Origin of the sequence: Phyllobacterium bourgognense (assembly GCF_003337575.1) — a bacterium.
Taxonomy (GTDB): domain Bacteria; phylum Pseudomonadota; class Alphaproteobacteria; order Rhizobiales; family Rhizobiaceae; genus Phyllobacterium; species Phyllobacterium bourgognense.
Genome location: NZ_QPJM01000013.1, coordinates 110,492 through 129,494 on the forward strand (window position 1 = coordinate 110,492; position 19,003 = coordinate 129,494).

Annotated in this window: 16 protein-coding genes and 1 tRNA gene; 7 read left to right on the forward strand and 10 right to left on the reverse strand. The window is 57.3% G+C overall.

Going from position 1 to position 19,003, the window contains the following annotated elements:
* Nucleotides 1-25: 25 nt before the first annotated feature.
* The gene (locus C7476_RS20100; RefSeq protein WP_114431644.1) at nt 26-859 is read right to left on the reverse strand and encodes an SDR family oxidoreductase; all 834 of its coding nucleotides are present in this window, start codon (nt 857-859) and stop codon (nt 26-28) included.
* A gap of 93 nt (nt 860-952) precedes the next feature.
* On the opposite strand from C7476_RS20100, the gene C7476_RS20105 reads away from it, so the two are divergent.
* Complete coding sequence (locus tag C7476_RS20105; protein WP_114431645.1) at nt 953-1,807, forward strand: YihY/virulence factor BrkB family protein; 855 nt, start codon at nt 953-955, stop codon at nt 1,805-1,807.
* On the opposite strand, the gene C7476_RS20110 is transcribed toward C7476_RS20105, so the two are convergent.
* A complete protein-coding gene (locus C7476_RS20110) occupies nt 1,774-2,658 on the reverse strand; it encodes a DMT family transporter (RefSeq protein WP_114431646.1) in 885 nt (294 codons plus the stop codon). The two genes, C7476_RS20105 and C7476_RS20110, sit on opposite strands and share 34 nt — an antisense overlap.
* A gap of 67 nt (nt 2,659-2,725) precedes the next feature.
* Nucleotides 2,726-3,586, reverse strand: a complete 861-nt coding sequence (gene gluQRS / locus C7476_RS20115; protein ID WP_114431647.1) for a tRNA glutamyl-Q(34) synthetase GluQRS — start codon at nt 3,584-3,586, stop codon at nt 2,726-2,728.
* A gap of 80 nt (nt 3,587-3,666) precedes the next feature.
* On the opposite strand from gluQRS, the gene C7476_RS20120 reads away from it, so the two are divergent.
* Together C7476_RS20120 and C7476_RS20125 are read left to right on the forward strand one after the other, a co-directional pair.
* Nucleotides 3,667-4,311, forward strand: a complete 645-nt coding sequence (locus tag C7476_RS20120; protein ID WP_114431648.1) for a DNA-3-methyladenine glycosylase family protein — start codon at nt 3,667-3,669, stop codon at nt 4,309-4,311.
* 110 nt (nt 4,312-4,421) lie between these two features.
* Nucleotides 4,422-4,979, forward strand: a complete 558-nt coding sequence (locus tag C7476_RS20125; RefSeq protein ID WP_114431685.1) for an HNH endonuclease — start codon at nt 4,422-4,424, stop codon at nt 4,977-4,979.
* 188 nt (nt 4,980-5,167) lie between these two features.
* Here C7476_RS20125 and C7476_RS20130 read toward each other — a convergent pair whose 3' ends face one another.
* Both C7476_RS20130 and C7476_RS20135 read right to left on the reverse strand, forming a co-directional pair.
* Nucleotides 5,168-5,674 (reverse strand): disulfide bond formation protein B, encoded by a 507-nt coding sequence (locus C7476_RS20130; protein ID WP_114431649.1) that lies wholly within the window; start codon nt 5,672-5,674, stop codon nt 5,168-5,170.
* Between the two features lie 33 nt (nt 5,675-5,707).
* Nucleotides 5,708-6,298: a YqaA family protein gene (locus tag C7476_RS20135; protein WP_114431650.1), complete on the reverse strand. Its 591-nt coding sequence runs from the start codon at nt 6,296-6,298 to the stop codon at nt 5,708-5,710.
* A 404-nt stretch (nt 6,299-6,702) separates the two neighbouring features.
* Between C7476_RS20135 and C7476_RS20140 the strand changes: the two genes are divergently transcribed.
* Nucleotides 6,703-6,787: transfer RNA gene (locus C7476_RS20140), tRNA-Leu, on the forward strand.
* Between the two features lie 412 nt (nt 6,788-7,199).
* Here C7476_RS20140 and chrA read toward each other — a convergent pair.
* Both chrA and C7476_RS20155 read right to left on the reverse strand, forming a co-directional pair.
* Nucleotides 7,200-8,609, reverse strand: coding sequence for a chromate efflux transporter (gene chrA, locus C7476_RS20150; protein WP_114431686.1), 1,410 nt, complete (start codon nt 8,607-8,609; stop codon nt 7,200-7,202).
* Entirely contained in the window at nt 8,609-9,427 is an 819-nt protein-coding gene (locus tag C7476_RS20155; RefSeq protein WP_114431652.1) for a chromate resistance protein ChrB domain-containing protein, read from the reverse strand. Before C7476_RS20155 ends, chrA begins: the two co-directional genes overlap by 1 nt.
* 198 nt (nt 9,428-9,625) lie before the next feature.
* Here C7476_RS20155 and C7476_RS20160 point away from each other — a divergent pair, with 198 nt between their 5' ends.
* Entirely contained in the window at nt 9,626-10,681 is a 1,056-nt protein-coding gene (locus tag C7476_RS20160; RefSeq protein WP_114431653.1) for a DMT family transporter, read from the forward strand.
* Between the two features lie 30 nt (nt 10,682-10,711).
* Here C7476_RS20160 and bspF read toward each other — a convergent pair whose 3' ends face one another.
* From bspF to secA, 3 genes are all read right to left on the reverse strand, one after another.
* Complete coding sequence (bspF, locus tag C7476_RS20165) at nt 10,712-11,995, reverse strand: type IV secretion system effector crotonyl transferase BspF (protein ID WP_114431654.1); 1,284 nt, start codon at nt 11,993-11,995, stop codon at nt 10,712-10,714.
* Nucleotides 11,995-13,410, reverse strand: a complete 1,416-nt coding sequence (locus tag C7476_RS20170; RefSeq protein WP_114431687.1) for a lipopolysaccharide biosynthesis protein — start codon at nt 13,408-13,410, stop codon at nt 11,995-11,997. The genes bspF and C7476_RS20170 overlap by 1 nt, the downstream gene beginning before the upstream one ends.
* A 129-nt stretch (nt 13,411-13,539) precedes the next feature.
* Nucleotides 13,540-16,266, reverse strand: a complete 2,727-nt coding sequence (secA, locus tag C7476_RS20175; RefSeq protein WP_114431655.1) for a preprotein translocase subunit SecA — start codon at nt 16,264-16,266, stop codon at nt 13,540-13,542.
* 270 nt (nt 16,267-16,536) lie between these two features.
* On the opposite strand from secA, the gene C7476_RS20180 reads away from it, so the two are divergent.
* A complete protein-coding gene (locus C7476_RS20180) occupies nt 16,537-17,454 on the forward strand; it encodes a peptidylprolyl isomerase (protein ID WP_114431656.1) in 918 nt (305 codons plus the stop codon).
* Between the two features lie 227 nt (nt 17,455-17,681).
* Nucleotides 17,682-18,923: a bifunctional glutamate N-acetyltransferase/amino-acid acetyltransferase ArgJ gene (gene argJ, locus C7476_RS20185; protein ID WP_114431657.1), complete on the forward strand. Its 1,242-nt coding sequence runs from the start codon at nt 17,682-17,684 to the stop codon at nt 18,921-18,923.
* The last annotated feature ends 80 nt before the right edge of the window (nt 18,924-19,003 follow it).

Below are 19,003 nucleotides of genomic sequence, written 5' to 3' on the forward strand. Positions count from 1 at the left end.
CAGACTTGTCTGCAGTCTGCTCCTGTCACGACTGGCTCGCAAGCACGCGATATAGCGCACGTGCGGATAGAAATCTGCGGGCACAGTTTGTAATTTTTGCCGGGCGTGTCACCAGATAATGGGGTTTGGGACGTGGGCTTTCCAGCGCATGCTTCAGAACGTCATAGACTGCATCCGGACCGAGCTTGAAACGCGACTTGGAGCCGCCGGCCGCCAGGCGCGCCATGCGGCGGTGGTATACCTCGCGATGAACCGAGTTTTCAATGTCGATATGGCGTTCCATCTGCTTGAGCGCATTGTAATCCAACCTTGTCGCGATCGGGCCCGGTTCGATCAGCGACACATGGATGCCGGAGCCTTCCAGTTCCATGCGCTGCACCAGCATCAGCCCTTCGACCGCGAATTTGGATGCGACATAGGCGCCGCGCCATTTCATCGGTACGAGGCCAAGGATGGACGAGCAATGAACGATCCTGCCATGGCCCTGCTTGCGCATGACGGGAACAATGTGCTGCGTCAGCTCATGCCAGCCGAAGAAATTGACGTCGAACTGCTCCCGCAGTCCGGCGATTGGCAAGTCTTCGACCGCCCCCGGCAAAGCGTTGGCACCATTGTTGAAGAGGGCATCCAGCGTGCCGCCGGTTTCGCCGAGCACTGCTTTGACCAGGGCGGCGATGGAGTCCGGTTCGCGGTAGTCGAGATAGTGGGCAGACAGGCCATCCGCCTTCAACGCTTCGATATCCATTGGCTGCCTGGCGGTGGCAAAGACAGTCCAACCATCTGCCTTCAGCGCCCGGGCACAATGGGCACCTATCCCGCTGGAACATCCTGTGATCAAAATCGTTCTGGAACGGGCCATGTTTACCGGATGTTTTTAGTGATTGAATGAAAAGACTTCACATATTCGCCGGCGCCTTGCAATCTGCTCAGTTGAAGGGGCGAACAATCATCGATGCGTAGGGCAAGATCTTTTCTTTGGCGTATTGTCGCCGATACATGGCGGCATTTCAGCACCGATGACGGGTGGGCGCTCGCAAGCCACGTTGCCCTTTCGGCAATTCTCGCGCTTTTTCCGTTTCTGATCTTTGCGACTTCGCTTGCAAGTTTCCTTGGCGCAAGCGCCTTCACGGATACTGCTGTTCATGTGATCTTCGATACATGGCCGGAGGTGATCGCCAAGCCGATTGCCCAGGAGGTGCGCAATGTTCTCAATATCCAGCGCGGAGGCCTTCTGACGATCAGCGTTATTGCGGCAGCCTATTTTGCCTCAAACGGCATTGAAGCGTTGCGGGTGGCCCTCAACCGTGCCTATCGCGTGATCGATACGCGTTCGATCGTCTATTGCCGGCTGCAAAGCCTCGGCTATGTCATTGTCGCAACGATAGGTATCATGGCCATCAGCTTCCTGCTGATCCTTGCGCCGCTCGCCATGCGTATCGCGACGATCTATATCCCGGAACTTGTTCTTGTGTCAGGAACGATCGGCTTCTGGCGTTATTGCATTGCTTCGGCGGTGCTCATCATTGGCCTTTTGGTCGTGCACCTGTGGCTCCCCGCGGGCCATCGGACCTTCATGGAGATACTACCGGGCGTCCTGCTGACGCTAATTGCCTGGACTGTTGGCGCTACGATCTTTGCAAGCTATCTCGAGACCTTTGCAACCTATGTGTCGACATATGCGGGCCTCGCATCGATCATGGCGGCGATCGTTTTCCTCTATATCGTCGCGGCGATCTTCATTATTGGCGCGGAGATCAATGCCGCGATCATCCGTTACTGGGAAATCGAGGAAGCCACGCGTCTCTGACCTGTCGAGAGGGCCACGCCTAGGCTGGCAATGACCATTCCCACCAACTGAAATGGTGTCAGTGTCTCGCCGAACAGCGCATAGGCCATCAGTGCCGTGACACCCGGGACGAGATAGAACAGCGATGCGACCTTGGACACCGCGCCCTGATTGATGAGCAGCATCAGCAGAAGCACGGCCCCGATCGACAGGACGAATACCAGCCAGAACATGGCGAATATCAATTCGCCCGACCAGATTATCGTGTGGGTCTCCAGGGACAGCGAGAATATGCCGGTGAGGACGGCAGCGCCAAGATATTGCAGCGTCGTACCCGCCTTCAGATCGATAGTGCCGACGAAGCGTTTCTGCCAGACGGTGCCGATGCTGATGGCGACAACTGAAAAGATTGCTGCCGAAACGGTCGCCGGGGTGATGCCGCCGGCGGAAATGACGAGCTTCGGCCAAAGGACCATGGCGACGCCGATGCAGCCGACGGCAAGCCCGGCCCAATGGCGCGGCTGGATGGTTTCGCCGAGTACCAACCCCGCGATCAGCGCTGTGATCAAGGGCTGCAGTCCGACGACGAGTGCCGACATGCCTGCGGGCAATCCATTGTGAATGGCCCAGAAGGCGGCGCCGAGATAGGCCCCGTGAATGAGGCACCCCGCAATGATCGCGTGCATTGCACCACGTTTGCTGGGCCAATGATTGCCATCGAGTACCACCCAGACGCCAAGGATAGCGCCCGCGATCAAAAACCGTACCGTGAGGAAATAGAACGGCTCCATATAGGGCATGGCATAGCGCGCGCCGATGAAGCCGGTGGCCCAAAGGACGACGAACAGAGCGGGAAAATAGCGGACAGGCATAGTCACGGGACCGGATCGGGAATGCATTGTGGTGCTGATCTATACCGGAACGAGCAGAGGCGATAGATCACAACCCGATGATAGCGTGTATCTCCTGACAGGTGACACCTTCTTGCCGCAGTGAACGCAACGCGGTGTCCTTGCGGCTTTTCGAAAGTTTCTCCCCGTCGTGATCCAGGATAAGTGCATGGTGATGATAGAGAGGTGGCTCGATATCGAATATCCGCTGCAGCAGGCGATGGACGCTGGTCGCCTGGAAAAGGTCCTTGCCGCGCACGACGTGGGTGATGCCTTGCAATGCATCGTCGATCACGACGGATAGATGATAGCTCGTCGGCATATCTTTTCGTGCAATGATGACGTCACCCCAAACGCGGGGTGCGGCTTCGATCACGCGGTTCTCAGGTGCAAGTTCGGTCCAGAAAAGTGGCTCGCCGATATGTTCGAGTGCGCGGTCCATGTTCAAACGCCATGAAAACGGCTGTCCTTCACTGATACGCCGTTCTCGCTCAGTGTTCGAAAGCTGCCGGTCTGTCGGCGGATAGAGCAGTGCTCCGTCCGGATCGCGCGGCCAACCCGCATTTCCGCCAAGGCTTTCGATTTCGTGTTTGATCTCGCCGCGGCTTAGAAACGCTGGATAAACAAGTTCCATATCGATCAGTCGATCGAGCGCGTCGCGGTAGACAGCGAAGTGTTCCGACTGGCGGCGGACCGGCTTCTCCCAATCGAAGCCGATCCAGTTCAGATCCTCCTGCATGGCCTGTTCGAGTTTTGGGGTGCAGCGCTCCCGGTCGATATCTTCCATGCGCAGGAGCAATCTGCCGCCTGCATCGCGCGCCATCTGCTGGTTGAGCAACGCGGAATAGGCATGGCCGAGGTGCAGATGGCCATTGGGGCTGGGAGCAAAACGGAATACCGGAACTGTCATGAGTGATGAGTAGCGTTCTTGCGTGGGTATCGAAGCAATTGATACGGTGTTTCCCAAACGAAGCAAAGTGAACGATTGCAATGCGCAGAATTGATACGCTCGAGGATATTGCGGAAGGACTGGAAGCCTTGCTGCAGACCCACCCCGAACTTGCGGCGATAGCCGAACGCGCTGGCCCGCTGCCGCTGCGCCGCTCTGTCCCGGGCTTCGAGAGCCTCGCCTCGGTGATCGTTTCGCAGCAGGTCTCGAAGGCCAGCGCCGATTCGATCTGGAAGCGGCTTGTCAGCATCATCGATCCTCTGACGCCGGAAAACTATCTTGCTGCCGGCGAGGAGGCGTGGCGGGTTGCCGGCCTCTCCCGCGCCAAACAGGCCACTCTCGCCCGGATCAGCGAAGCGGTTATCGCCGGAGAACTCGATCTTGCTGCTTTGGCGGATATGCCGATCGCCGAGGCCATGCAGGTCATGACCAATGTGAAGGGCATCGGGCCCTGGACGGCGGAAGTCTACTTGCTGTTTTCGGCAGGCCATGCGGATGTCTTCCCGTCGGGCGACGTCGCGCTTCAGCACGCCTACGCCCATGCCTATGGCGAATCAGTGCGGCCGGACTCCAAGGCGTTACGGCTCTTTGCCGAGCGCTGGACCCCGTGGCGCGGTGTTGCCGCCCGACTTTTCTGGGCTTACTATGCCGCTACGCGTGGCCGCGATGGCACACCAGTGCCATGAAGTTGAAATAACGGGGTTTTTCCTTAGCAAACACCGCAATTTGCTTCACATTCCTGTCACGTCCAGCTTACAATAATGCAAGCCTGATGGTTGGATTGGGAGTTGATTCCTTGACAATAGCCGTCTCGCCGGACGGGTTACCGGCTCTGGTACTCAATGCGGACTACCGTCCGCTCAGTTATTACCCCTTGTCGCTCTGGTCCTGGCAGGACGCGATCAAGGCGGTTTTTCTTGACCGTGTGAACATCGTCGCCGAATATGAGCACGAGGTTTCCTCGCCCTCCTTCGCGATGCGGCTGCCCAGCGTGGTATCGCTCAAGACCTACATCAAACCCTCGCGCAATCCTGCCTTTACCCGGTTCAACGTCTTCCTGCGCGACCGGTTCGAATGCCAATATTGCGGCTCGGAAGAAGATCTGACTTTCGATCACGTCATCCCGCGCTGTGCCGGCGGCGAAACGATCTGGGAGAATGTCGTGGCGGCCTGTTCACCCTGCAATCTTCGCAAGGGCGGTCTGATGCCTAACCGTGCCAAAATGTGGCCGCGGCAGAAGCCCTATGAGCCGACGGTGCATGATCTGCACAATAACGGTCGGCTGTTTCCGCCAAACCATCTACACGAAAGCTGGATGGATTATCTGTACTGGGATGTCGAGCTGGAACCCTAAAACCTCTGCCAATCCACCCCGATGGCCATCTGATGTGGTTTTCTGCGCTTCCGGTGCTCACGTACAATATGTACGCTGCGCTCCGGTTCTCGAAAACCGCACCAGCTGACTCAGCGGGATGAATTCTCAGAGGGTTTTTGCGTTGCGGCCTAAAGAAGGGAAAGAGCTTTGGAGTTTCTCTCCACCAGCTAGGCGGACTTAGCAGCTCCCCGGAAAGCGACAATCACCAAGATCAAACTGGCGATGGCATTCCAGCCGGCAAAGGACAGGCCAAATACGCGCAGCGCAGCCGTATCGCATGCGGGCGGGTGAATGGCGTTCATATCCTTCAGGAGATTACCCGCATCGGTGGTGATTGACATGGATACCGCGGTGCAATCCGTCGGTCCGGCCCAGAACTTCCATTCAACGCCCGCATGGAAGACGGCGAGGCCGAGGCCAATGAGCATCAGGAGGCCGCCAAGCGCCAGCAGGAGGCGCGTAAGGCCCACTGGCCATTTCAGGCTGGACGAGGCAACAGCCAATGCCATCAGCGGAATACCGGCATAATAGGGAAAGCGCTGTTCCAGGCACAATTTGCAGGGGAGATAGCCACCAATGTATTGAAAGCCGAGCGCGGACCCGACCGTGAAAACCATTGCGAGGAGGAGAAATACAGCCGTCTTGAAATGGCCGGAGGAATTCGTTGCACTCATACTATCTTGACGTCCTCATTCATGGCGACCGGTTTACAACTGGGTGTAGTGGAACAGAGCATAGAGCAAAATCAGGACAAGCGCTGCCGCGCCAGCGATCAGGCCAAGCCGTTTTTCGATGAAGTGGCGAATGGGTTCGCCGTAACGCCGCAAAAGCCAGGCAAGGAAGAGAAACCGCGCGCCGCGCGCGAGCACCGCCGAGACGATGAACAGCCAGATATTGATACCTGCCGCTCCGGAAAGGATCGTCACGACCTTGATCGGCGGCAGGTGGGCAAGGCCCGATGTGACCAGCAGGAGCAGGATCGCATCGGCGCTGGTCGAACCGCGCAATTGTTCGAAGGCATCGAGCTTGCCGTACATTTCGAGGATCGGCTTCGCCAATGTTTCATAGGCGTAGTAGCCGAGCAGCCAGCCCGCTATGCCACCGAGGACAGACGCTATGGTTGCCACCAGCGCATAGCGGTAGGCGCGCTGCGGACGCGCTAGTGCCATTGGCAGGAACAGCACATCGGCGGGGACAAGGAATACCGAGCTTTCAATGAATGCGATGACGGCAAGCCAGACTTCCGCCGATTTGCGCGCAGCCAGAGACATGGTCCAATCGTATAGTCTGCGCAGCATCAAGTCGGTTCCTGTGGGGGAGGCTATTTGAAAAGTCGGGTGATCTTAGGGTCTGTCGATATTCACGCCATGACGGCCTGCAAATGGCGTTTTTCTCCGCTTCCGGTGCTCATGAACGAATATGTTCGCTGCGCTCCGGTTCTCGAAAACCACCATTCTCGGCTCGCCCCGACCTCGAATCTCGCCGGACCCTAGAGCAAACCGCAGCCAAATGGAATCGTTTCGCTCAATTTTTGCCAAAGCTGTCTTCATGGGCCACCTGCCTCTATTTGTCTCGTGCGGGCAGGGCAACACACGACTGTGTTACATTCAAGAAATCATCTTATTGCTGTTGACCGAAGGGTGGCTCTGCATGTATTTGGCTTTTTACGGTCGTGGGTTCACCCGTGTCCGACGCTCTTGCGGCCCCCTTGGCGGAATTGGTAGACGCGCCTGACTCAAAATCAGGTTCCGAAAGGAGTGCTGGTTCGATTCCGGCAGGGGGCACCACTTTTCAAGGTAGTATCGCAGTTTTTCAATGTGTTAAGGCTGCTCAGGTCTTAGTGATCCATCTTTGTGTCCGCCGTCAACAATTTGCTGTCGCGTGGCGTGACAGTCGCAAAACTTCCCGGCAGATGCGGCAGAGAACCTGACAAAACCTGTCATTCGGCAAAAATCCTTCTTGACGCTGGGAAAGAAGAAGCCCTCCCCTGCATGGCGTTTGACTTCATCAATGACCGCAAGCGCCTCCTCAGCGAGGGGAACGCGGAAATCTGTGGTGTTGTCTTTCCGTCCTTTCTTCCCTGATGTGTCCCATCCATCCGTATTTGTCAGTCATTCATTCTCCGTTACCGAACCCTTGCATATCCGGTTCCAATGTTCTTGAGTCGAACCTCAGATCGGCGGCGTTGCGCAAAATCCACTACGTGCGCGCGACGACAATCCACGCTACACCCATCATCGCGCACGCGAGGAGCGTGAGGATAACGTTGGCGCGAAACCTGAATAACGCCAGCATTGCAGCTGCGGTCAAAAGCAATGAGGGCTCGTTCAAGGAGCTCAATACCGGAACATCGAGCGAGAACCATCCGAGCTTGTAGTTATAAACTTGTCTGAACAGTACATGTAGTCCGAACCATATCGCCAAGTTCAAAATGACGCCAACAACTGCAGCTGTGATCGCAGACATCGCACCTGTCAGCGCCGTGTTGCCCCGCAAGCTCTCGATGAACGGTGCGCCAAGGAATATCCACAGAAAGCAGGGGATGAACGTCACCCATGTCGTCAGGACTGCGCCGATGCCAGCCGCAACGAAGGGGTCCAGGACGCCCGGATTTCGGAACGCTGCCATGAAGCCAACGAACTGAACGACCATGATCAGCGGTCCTGGCGTCGTCTCGGCCATTCCCAAACCGTCAAGCATCTCTCCGGGTTTCAGCCAGCCATAGTACTGAACTGCTTCCTGCGCTACGTAGGCAAGGACGGCGTAAGCGCCGCCGAACGTGACAACCGCCATCTGGCTGAAGAAGATCGCGACCTTGGAGAAGACGTTGTCGAGACCAAGGAAGGCAACAAGGAGTGCGACCGGGATCAGCCAGAGCGCAAGTAACACGCCCGAGACCTTCAATGACCAGGCAAGGTTGGGCCGCGCGTGACGAGGGATCACTTCGCCCAGCGCCGAATCCCGGTCTTCCAGTGCGGCACCGGCTCCGGACTTGTGCCCGCCGCCGATCCGGAACAACGGTGATGCGATCCGTCCGCCAACATAGCCGATCATGCCCGCCGTCAGGATGATTATCGGAAACGGGACATGCAGAAAGAACATCGCCACGAAGGCACACGATGCAATTGCGATCATCGCGTTATTCTTCAGCGCTCTCCCGCCGATCCGGAACACTGCTTGAAAAACCACTGCCAGCACTGCAGCCTTCAGCCCGAAGAACAATCCTTCAACTACATCGACGCTGCCGAAGGCGACATAGATATAGCTGAGACCAAGGATTGCAAGGAACCCGGGTAGAACGAACAGGATACCTGCTACGAGGCCCCCGGCTGTCCGGTGAAGCAGCCATCCGATGTAGATTGCCAGCTGCTGTGCTTCCGGCCCCGGCAAAAGCATGCAGTAGTTCAGCGCATGCAGGAAGCGGTGCTCGCCTATCCAACGCTTCTCTTCGACAATGATGCGATGCATAACCGCGATCTGGCCAGCAGGGCCGCCAAAACTCAATGCGGCGACCCTAGCCCAGACTTTCACCGCGTCAGGGAACGAGATGCCATGTTCATGCATTTGCTTGTCTGAAAGCGCGTCTGTCTTGCTGATGATGTCGGCCATCATGCTGTCCGTTTCGCCGAGGGCCAATTGTGTTTCTCATCTGTCGCGTCCCGGCTCCAGCGATAGAAGGCATCGTAAAGTCCAAGGCCAGCTTCCAGTTGCTCATGATCGTCGGCGTACATCCTCGACAGTCCGAGGGACGCTGCCAACAGGCCAGGTGCTTCCGGGGCAAGATCAAGTCGTGCTGTGTCGGCCCCTCGTACGATTGTGGCCAGCCGCAGTAAGGGTTCCGATGATAAGCCAAGTTCGTCAATCATGACATCAAAGGTGCAGAGCTCTTCGCGGTGGCTCCAGAAGACCTCTTCGATATCATAAGGCGCAGCATTGAACCGGTCGGCAACATCGGCGACATCTGCCGGAGGGACGAACAGAAAGACGGCATAGGGATCAACGAAACGCTTGATCAACCAGGGACAAGCGATGCGATCGATCTTGGGCCGTGCTCTCGTCACCCAAACGGTACGCCCTTGGCTATCTCGAGGTGGCAACTTCGATACCGGGACAACTGCCAATCCGGACGCACCCCAAGCCTCAAACCCGCCCTCGAGAACATTCGCGTCAATACCGGATTGCCGAAGCCACGCGGCCACGCCATGGCTGAGCTTTCGACCGCGCTGACAGATCACAATAGCGGCACGAGTTTCCAGATGGCCGAGCCAAGCTTGGACATCGCCATAGCTGCGCCGGATCGATCCAGGGATCAGGCGCGGATCGGCCGCAAAGTCGTCATCTGTTCGAACATCGACAAGGTTGGGGCAGCCAGGTGTGCCAACCAGGCGGGATAGTTTTTCGGAAGAAATTTCGAGAAGCGAAGTCATGACGCGTCCTCCGTTGATCGGTTACTCCGGACGCGATACTTCGGCTGGCGCCTTGTGGGGTGATCGCAACCCCATCAGAACATAATGCCACCTTGTCGACACGTGTCAAGTACGCGAGGGGCCTAGCAGCGTTCCGCTGTGAAGGATAAGATCGCGTTGATATCAACCGCGAACCCAGATGGAGCGTGGGTCGGCTGAATGGAGAGACAGGCAATACGAAATCGACTTGCTCCGGGAGTAGTGGCAGCCTTGACGGCAGCCGCTCTGTTCGGCATTGGCACGCCATTGGCGAAGCTCCTGTTGTCGACGGTGAGCCCCTGGATGCTCGCGGGGCTTTTGTATCTCGGCTCTGGCCTGGGGCTGGCATTGTACAGATGGATCAAGAGGTCACCAGGGGTTAGCCTGCCTCCTCACGAGTTGCCATGGTTCATCGGGGCGGTCACCGCCGGCGGCGTCGCCGGACCCGTTCTCCTCATGCTTGGCTTGGTTGGGATGCCAGCGTCTGGAGCATCACTGCTTCTGAATGCCGAAGCAGTCTTCACGGCCATTATCGCTTGGTTCGTCTTCAAAGAAAATTTCGACAAAAGGATTGCGCTTGGGATGGTTGCCATTGTGGCGGGGGCGGTGGTGTTGAGCTGGTCAAGCGAAGCACGATTGGAGGGGTTCTGGTCAGCTTGTGCTGTCTTGGCGGCCTGTCTTGCCTGGGGCATCGACAACAATCTTACCCGCAAAGTGTCGTTGACTGACGCCTCCTGGATCGCGTGTGTGAAGGGCTTGGTAGCGGGCTCTGTAAATCTGGGATTGGCATTGGTTCTGGGAGCGGCAATGCCGTCCCTATCCCATCTGATAAGTGGACTCGTGCTTGGCTTTTTTGCCTACGGAGTGAGCCTTGCGCTGTTCGTGGTTGCCCTCCGTCACCTCGGGAGTGCTCGAACGGGCGCGTATTTCTCGGTTGCTCCTTTTCTTGGTGCGGTGGGGGCACTTGCGATGGGCGAGCCGCTGACGCTCTCGCTCATTGTGGCTGGAGCTCTCATGGCGACAGGTATCTGGCTTCACCTGACGGAACATCACGAACACCTTCACACCCATCCCGAGCTTGAACACGAACACGAGCATGTCCACGACCTACATCACCAACATGATCACCCTTATCCAATCGCAGCGGGGGTCAGACATAACCACGTTCACAGGCACACCGCAGTCCGCCACTTCCACCCCCACTATCCCGATGCACACCATCAACATGACCATTAACGGGCATGCGCAGTTGCCAGGCACAAATGGTTACTTCCGTCCCGTCAAATTCCGCAGGCGCTCGCGGACCAGACGCGCGATGTTCTGCGTGCGCCGGTAAAGGTGAAGCTGTGAAGCCGCCTGTCGTGCGGCGCGGTCGGCGGCGGGTGTCAGTCCGATCACAAGCGTGCCAACGGGTTCGCGTTCTGTGAACAGACGTGATGCGACGGGGTGGTCGGGTACGGCGCAGGAATCCGTGCGGTCGATGTTCGGGTCGTCCAGATGGTTTTTCAGCATCTCGATCATCAGGAGAACGCCCGGCGAATAGGCGGCGAGGCTCTCGTCATAGGCCGTCTTCCATGTCCACGCTTCGCCGGCTTCGACAAAGACCACGAGGACGGCGATGGTCTTGCCGTCGAGTTCGAGTGTATGGATGCGGGCGAGATCACGGGTCGCGAGGTTGTTGACCGCCTCGCGAGCAAAGGCAGCGCGGAAACGATCGACTGCCATGGCGGAGCCGCGCTGGCCTTTCCAGCCGCTGGCTTCGAGCACGAGGAAGTCTTCCAGCCGCACGCGGATATCCTCTTCGCTGCGGCTTACGGTATAGGTCAGCTTGCCCTTGTCGGCGAGGCGGCGCCACAGCCGGCGATATTCCTTGGCGTGTTTGGCACCGATGGCATCGCGCAGGTACTCTTCGCCTTCCTTGGCACTTTCTAGGAAGGGCCGCTCGACCTGGTTGACGGTCACCATGGTAAGATTGCGGTCCAGCGCAATGGAGCGGATCAGCTGCGCCGCAGTGCGGTTCAGCAATATATCCGGGAGCACCAAGATTTCGGGGAACTTCAGGTGCTTGCGCCCCAGCATGTCGAACAGGTCATTGAGTACGCCGACCGGATCGTCCCGGTCGATCAGCGGCGTGCCCTGTGGCCCGAAGGGCGTGGCCCAAGCGCGGATGATCGAAGCCGTGACGTTGAATCCCGGCCGCTCAATAGTATAGGGCATGAGGAAGCGCAGACGGCTCTTCACATCGTTCTCGTCGCGCATGACCATGAAGCGAACCTGCCGGTCGTCGAGGCGTGGCATGGCCGGGGCGAGGAAGCGCGGATTGAAGAAGATGTTCGGTTCGACCGTGCGATACGTCAGATATTCGAGTTCATCGAGGAGTTCGAAACCGGCGGAGGCCGAATAGACGGAAAGTTTGCGTGGAATGGCGCGCGTCCCAAGGGTCTCCTCGAGCTGCTTGGTTGCCTCGTGCGACTCGAAGCCCGAGAGCTGGGAGAGGATCTGCGAGGACGGGCCTCCGGCAAGTTCTTCGAGAAGCGGTATGGCTGCCATCAGACTTCTTCCTTGGCAGCGCCTGTCCTGCCCGCAAAAACGAACATCGTAATGTTCAGACGATTGTAAACAGTCAGCGCCAGCGTCACCGCTTCAAACACCATCGAGAATGCGGTCGCAAAAGCGGCACCAGCTAGGCCGTAGGCCGGTATCAATACAATGCTGAGACAGATATTAACAATCAGTGTGACCGCATAGACCATGGCGCAAATTTTCTGCTCGCCGGCCATGTTGAGGAGGCTTTCCGCAGGACCGACCGAAGCGCGGGCGACGACACCGATCACCAGAATGAACAACAGCGGATAGCCATCGGCAAACTGGGCGCCGAAGAGCAGAAGCAGCGGCTTGCCGAGAATGAGGAGGATGATCGCCATCGCCAGTGACGGCCAGAAGGTCCAGCGCGCCGTATCGCTGGCGAATTGGGAAAGCTGGTCATGGTCATGGGTATGCATCAACTCGGCATAGCGCTGGGCGGCGCCGGCCTTGACCGAGAAATAGACGAAATGGACCAATGCAAGCAGCTTGACCGTTGCGAAATAGGTCGCGACCTTGTCCGGGTCCATATAGCGGCCAACCATCAGGACGTCGGCATTGGTCAAAAGGAAGAAAAACCCTTCGACCAGGAAAATCGGCAGTGAGACCGCGAACCATTCTCCAAAACGGATTGCCTTCGGACCGGGCGATACAACCTCCCTGAACCTGTGATTGACGATCGCTAGTTGCACCAGCGAGGTCATATAGGTTGCAATAATCGCCGATATCACCGCCGCGACTGCCGTAGGCGCGAAGCCGGCCACATGGGCGATGGTCATAATGACAAGAGTGAGAATTGGACGGATGATGTAGGTCGGCGTCAGCGCGACCAATGCCCAGGATCGCGACCGTGCGGTTCCGTCCAGCGTATCGCCGAGCGCAATCATCGGCAGGCAGATGAAGCCGATGATGAAAGGCGCGACATAGTAGGATTCGATGGCATCGCGTAAGAAATAGACCGCGGCAGCGCCGATGAAGGCGATGCAGGTCGTCAGGCCGAGCGCGAATATCTTGCTGGTGAACAAGATACCGCGCAGGTGATCCAGTTGCCGGTGCTCCAGATATTCCGGCACGAAGCGGATGACGCTGGTCTGGAAACCCAGACAGGAGAGGTTTCCGAGAATAACCACCGTCACCCATACAAGGACGAAAATGCCGTATTCGAACTGGCCCATCCAGCGCGCGAAGATGACCTGCGAGACGAGTGCGATGGCGGCGCTGATGATACGGATTGAAAAGGCGATCAGCGACACGCGCTGCGCAGCCGCGTGCTCCATTGAACCATCAAACAGCTGATCGAGGCGGACGAGCCACGGACGGAGCTGCTTTGACAGTTTATCCGGCAAAAACCGGTCTGCAGCTTTGACCGCAGAAATTCGCAAGGGCAGCTCCACTCGTTTCCAATGCAAGACGCTTACTGCGTAAACGTTTAGAAACGGTTCGGAAAGTCAACGGCTTGTGCTGTTGGAACAAGAGAAAAGGCCGCGTTTTGAGCGCGGCCTTTGGGTTCGTCAGACGAAGGCACCGTGACAGTGCTTGTATTTCTTGCCCGAGCCGCAGGGGCAGGCCTCGTTGCGGCCAACCTTGCCCCATGTCTGCGGGTTATTCGGATCGCGATCCTTGGGATCAACGACACGCAAATCCTGCTGTACCGCGAGAACACTGCCGCCACCGAAATCGTCCTCACCCGTAAGGCCATCGAGGTGATGTGCTTCCATCACCGGCAATTCGGGCTCGGGCGCGCTTGCAGCTTCACGCACGAGTTCCACGCGCATCAACTGGCTGGTCACGTTCTGGCGCAAATTGGCCAGCAGCGTCTGGAAGAGTTCGAAGCCTTCGCTCTTGTATTCGTTGAGCGGGTCGCGCTGGGCGTAACCGCGGAAGCCGACGACGGAGCGAAGATGATCGAGATTGACCAGATGTTCGCGCCACAGGGCATCGAGGGTCTGGAGAATGACAGACTTCTCGACATAGGCCATGATTTCCGGACCGAACCGCTCGGCACGATCGGCGGCTGCCTTCTCGACGGCTTCCGTCAGGCGCTCCCGGATATCATCTGGCGTAATGCCGTCTTCGAGGGCCCATTCGGTGATCGGCAGATTGAGATTGAGGACGTTGCGCACATCCTCGTCAAGCTCGGCGATCTTCCATTGTTCCGCGTAAGCGCCTTCAGGCGTATAGCGCGCGATGAGATCGTCAACCACATCCTCGCGCATTTCCCTGGTGGTCTGGCTGAGATCCGTGCTGTCCATCAATTCGATGCGCTGCTCGAAGATCACCTTACGCTGATCATTCATCACGTCGTCATATTTCAGAAGGTTCTTGCGGATATCGAAGTTGCGCGCCTCGACCTTCTTCTGCGCTTTTTCCAGCGCCTTGTTGATCCAGGGATGGACGATGGCTTCGTCTTCCTTGAGGCCAAGCTTCTGCAGCATGCCGTCCATGCGTTCGGAACCGAAAATCCGCATCAGATCGTCCTGCAGCGACAGGAAGAACTTCGAGCGGCCGGGATCGCCCTGGCGGCCTGAACGGCCACGCAACTGATTGTCGATACGGCGGCTTTCATGGCGTTCGGTCGCAAGGACGTAAAGCCCGCCGGCCGCAAGTGCTTTTTCCTTGAGCTTGGCGATGTCAGCGCGGATCGCGGCTTCTTTTGCCTTGCGCTCTTCGCCCTCGGCCATATCGTCGAGTTCGCGCGCTATGCGCATTTCGAGATTGCCGCCAAGCTGAATGTCGGTACCACGACCTGCCATGTTGGTGGCGATGGTGATTGCACCTGGAACACCGGCTTGCGCGACGATATGGGCTTCCTGCTCGTGATAGCGGGCATTCAAGACCTGGAAGTCCTTGAAACCTTCCTTGCGCAGGCGTTCAGCCAGTTGCTCGGATTTCTCGATCGACGTGGTGCCAACGAGAATAGGCTGGCCCTTGGCCGTGGCTTCACGAATATCGCGAACGATCGCCTTGTATTTTTCTTCGACGGTGCGGTAGACCTCGTCGTCCTCGTCGAGACGCTGAACGGGAAGATTGGTCGGAATTTCCGTCACTTCGAGACCGTAGATATTGCCGAATTCTTCCGCTTCAGTGGAAGCCGTGCCGGTCATGCCGGCAAGCTTCTTGTACATGCGGAAATAGTTCTGGAAGGTGATCGAGGCCAGTGTCTGGTTCTCCGGCTGGATCGTCACATGTTCCTTGGCTTCAAGCGCCTGGTGCAAACCTTCCGAGAAGCGGCGGCCCGGCATCATGCGGCCGGTGAACTCATCGATGATGACGATTTCGTCATTGCGAACGATGTAGTCCTTGTCCTTCTGGAAAAGCTTGTGCGCACGCAGGGCATTGTTGACGTGGTGAACGACAGCAACGTTCTCGATGTCGTAAAGCCCTTCGCCCTTGAGATGCCCGGCTTCCTTCAGGAGATTTTCGAGCTTCTCGGTGCCCTCTTCGGTAAAGATCGCGGTCTTTTGCTTCTCGTCGATCTCATAGTCTTCAGGGTTCAATGGTTTGATGAACGTATCGATGAGATTGTAGAAATCGGACCGGTCGTCGAGCGGGCCGGAAATGATCAGCGGCGTGCGCGCTTCATCGACGAGGATCGAATCCACTTCGTCGACGATCGCGTAGTTGTGCGGACGCTGCACCATCTGGGCGCGCTCATATTTCATATTGTCGCGCAGGTAGTCGAAGCCGAGTTCGTTGTTGGTGGCGTAGGTGATATCGGCGTTATAGGCCTTGGCACGCTCTTCATCGTCGAGACCGTGCACGATGATGCCATAGGAGAGGCCGAGGAAATTATAGATCTGGCCCATCCAGTGCGCATCGCGGGTGGCGAGGTAGTCGTTCACAGTGACGACATGAACGCCTTTGCCTTCCAGCGCATTGAGATAGACCGGCAGGGTAGCGACAAGCGTTTTGCCTTCGCCGGTGCGCATCTCGGAAATGCCGCCATTGTGAAGGACCATGCCGCCGATCAGCTGGACGTCGAAGGGGCGCATGCCAAGAACGCGCTTGGCGGCCTCACGTGCCACGGCAAAAGCCGGAACAAGCAGATCGTCGAGTTTGGTTCCATTGGCGAGCTTTTCGCGAAACTCCGCGGTTTTTGCCTTGAGCTCATCGTCCGTAAGCGACGAGATTTCTGCCTCAAGCGCATTGATCTGGTCAACACGGGGTTTGAAGCTGCGGACGCGGCGCTCATTCGAGGAGCCGAAAATCTTGCGGGCGAGGCCGCCGAAACTGACCATCCCTGGTCCTCTCTATAATACGTTTTGCCAGCAACTGTGGCATTTGAGGCATCCAAAGCCTGACATTCAAGACGCCTGATACAATACGGACACCAAGCCCAAGGTATAAGTCTATCAGTTGCCAAGCTATCTGGACGCAAAGCCGATGGACAGATAAGAGGGGGCACGAATGATGTCAATGTTGAAGCAACACGCGATCGATCGCAGCCTCATGGCAAAATTCTGCCGTATTCATAGCCCGTACCGGTCCTCCCAAGGAGAAATTGACCCATGAACCAATTGCGTAAAACCCTTTCATTAATGACTGTCGCTGCACTTTTGACCAGTATATCTTCCGTGGCAATGGCCCAGGAAGCCGGCAAAACGGAACCTGCCAAGCCGGATGCCGCACAGGCAGATACTGCCAAGGCCGATCCCGATAAAGTGCTTGCAACGATCAACGGCAGCAAGATCACAAACAAGGACGTAGACCAGATTTCTGCGGACCTCGATCCGCAATTCGCCAAGCTGCCTGATGACCAGCGGCGTTTGGCCGCTCTGGCTGCCATTATCGATATCAAGTCACTTGCAGCGAAGGCTGAAGCCGAAAAGCTTGACCAGACCCCTGAGTTCCAGGCTCGTCTCGAGTTTCTGAAGGACCGCGCCCTGCACAATGACTACTTCAAACAGCAGGTCGTCGACAAGATCACCGACGCTGACATTCGCGCTCGCTACGATAAGGAAATCGCAGCGATGCCGCCACAAAATGAGGTCCGCGCCCGTCACATTCTGGTGAAGACCAAGGAAGAAGCCGAAGCCATCATCAAGCAGCTCGATGGCGGAGCAAAATTCGAAGACGTTGCCAAGGAGAAATCGACGGACGGCTCTGCTGCCCAGGGCGGCGATCTCGGTTATTTCGGACCAGGCCAGATGGTGCCGGAATTCGACAAGGCAGCAAACGCGCTGGAAGTCGGCCAGTACACCAAGGAACCTGTCCAGACCCAGTTCGGCTTCCATGTAATCAAGCTTGAGGACAAGCGTACCCAGCAGCCGCCGGCATTCGATCAGGTCAAGGACCAGGTGAAATCGATCCTCATTCGCGAGAAGTATATGGAGCTGGTAAAGAAGGACCGCGGCGATCTGAAGATCGAATATACCGATCCAGCAACGGGAGCTGCGATCAAGGCTGCAACCGAAGCCCAACAGTAATACGGTGCCGGTTTATCTCCCCCCTTGTGGGGGAGAAAGCGATTTCAGCACCTTAGCTATCGCTAAGTGCTAGAAATCGCCAGAGAGGGGAAACTGCACGTTCTTTTGAAATCCCCTCACTTGGATTTTCCAAGGATTTAGCAAAGGGGCTAAATCCAGGAAAACCCTTTCTCTCCCACAAGGGGAGAGATAATCAGCGCTCACTTCGTCAACCCTTGCGAGGTCCCATGTCCACGTCCGTCTCTCCGCTGGCTCCGAAACACTCTCCGACCATGCCGGAAATTCACGGGGTAAAGATCGCCACAGCTGAAGCCGGTATCAAATACAAGGGCCGAACAGACGTTTTGCTCATCGTATTCGATCGGCCGACGGCCGTGGCCGGTGTATTCACACGGTCCAAATGCCCTTCGGCAGCCGTGGATTACTGCCGTACAAGTCTTGAGGGTGGCACGGCGCGGGCCGTTGTTGTCAATTCCGGCAATGCCAATGCCTTTACCGGGAAAAAGGGTCGCGAGTCTGCCAAGTTGACAGCTGCAGCGGCCGCAAAGGCTGTGGGTTGCAAGCCTCACCAGATTTTTCTTGCATCGACCGGCGTGATCGGCGAGCCGCTCGATGCGGGTAAATTCAGTCATCTTCTGGCGGACATGACGAAGAATGCCGTTGCCGAGCGCTGGCAAGATGCCGCGAGCGCCATTATGACGACCGATACGTTTCCCAAGGTCGCAACCGAAACCGTGCTGCTGGGCCGCGTGCCGGTGACAATCAACGGCATCGCCAAGGGTGCTGGCATGATCGCGCCGGACATGGCCACGATGCTGTCTTTCGTTGCCACCGATGCACCGATTGCGGCCGACGTGCTGCAGAAGCTGCTGTCGAAATCCGTTGGCAAGAGCTTCAATTCCGTCACCGTCGACAGCGATACATCGACATCCGACACACTGCTGCTTTTCGCTACCGGATCAGCTGCCGAGCGGGGCGCTGCGCCTGTTACGAAGCTCAAGGACAAGCGCCTCAAGTCTTTCGCCAAAGCACTTGACCGCGTTCTGAAGGATCTCGCGCTGCAAGTAGTGCGCGACGGCGAGGGCGCACGCAAGATGCTTGAAATCAGCGTAACGGGTGCGACCTCCGCGCGCTCCGCCAAGCGCATCGCGTTGTCGATTGCAAATTCGCCGCTGGTCAAGACCGCTGCTGCTGGCGAGGACGCCAATTGGGGCCGCATCGTCATGGCCGTCGGCAAGGCTGGGGAACCGGCCGACCGCGACCGGCTGGCGATCTGGTTCGGGGATATCCGCGTTGCCCGCGAAGGTGAGCGCGATCCGGACTATTCGGAAGAAGCGACCTCCGCCTATATGAAGAATGACGATATCAAGATCCGTGTCGACATAGGTCTCGGCAAAGGCAAGGCGACTGTCTGGACCTGTGATCTGACCAAGGAATATGTGGCGATCAATGGCGATTATCGCAGCTGAAAGCCCAACGAAAATTCGCCATGACGGGCTGCAAATGGCGTTTTTCTGCGCTCCGATACTCACGTACCCAAATGTACGCT

Bases quoted from the DNA above. Each gene is read 5' to 3' on its own strand.
- C7476_RS20130 (WP_114431649.1), bottom strand. From the start codon at position 5,674: ATGAGTGCAACGAATTCCTCCGGCCATTTCAAGACGGCTGTATTTCTC.
- gluQRS (WP_114431647.1), bottom strand. From the start codon at position 3,586: ATGACAGTTCCGGTATTCCGTTTTGCTCCCAGCCCCAATGGCCATCTG.
- C7476_RS20180 (WP_114431656.1), top strand. From the start codon at position 16,537: ATGAACCAATTGCGTAAAACCCTTTCATTAATGACTGTCGCTGCACTT.
- C7476_RS20120 (WP_114431648.1), top strand. From the start codon at position 3,667: ATGCGCAGAATTGATACGCTCGAGGATATTGCGGAAGGACTGGAAGCC.
- C7476_RS20100 (WP_114431644.1), bottom strand. From the start codon at position 859: ATGGCCCGTTCCAGAACGATTTTGATCACAGGATGTTCCAGCGGGATA.
- argJ (WP_114431657.1), top strand. From the start codon at position 17,682: ATGTCCACGTCCGTCTCTCCGCTGGCTCCGAAACACTCTCCGACCATG.
- C7476_RS20135 (WP_114431650.1), bottom strand. From the start codon at position 6,298: ATGCTGCGCAGACTATACGATTGGACCATGTCTCTGGCTGCGCGCAAA.
- secA (WP_114431655.1), bottom strand. From the start codon at position 16,266: ATGGTCAGTTTCGGCGGCCTCGCCCGCAAGATTTTCGGCTCCTCGAAT.
- C7476_RS20110 (WP_114431646.1), bottom strand. From the start codon at position 2,658: ATGCCTGTCCGCTATTTTCCCGCTCTGTTCGTCGTCCTTTGGGCCACC.
- C7476_RS20155 (WP_114431652.1), bottom strand. From the start codon at position 9,427: ATGACTTCGCTTCTCGAAATTTCTTCCGAAAAACTATCCCGCCTGGTT.
- bspF (WP_114431654.1), bottom strand. From the start codon at position 11,995: ATGGCAGCCATACCGCTTCTCGAAGAACTTGCCGGAGGCCCGTCCTCG.
- chrA (WP_114431686.1), bottom strand. From the start codon at position 8,609: ATGGCCGACATCATCAGCAAGACAGACGCGCTTTCAGACAAGCAAATG.
- C7476_RS20105 (WP_114431645.1), top strand. From the start codon at position 953: ATGCGTAGGGCAAGATCTTTTCTTTGGCGTATTGTCGCCGATACATGG.
- C7476_RS20160 (WP_114431653.1), top strand. From the start codon at position 9,626: ATGGAGAGACAGGCAATACGAAATCGACTTGCTCCGGGAGTAGTGGCA.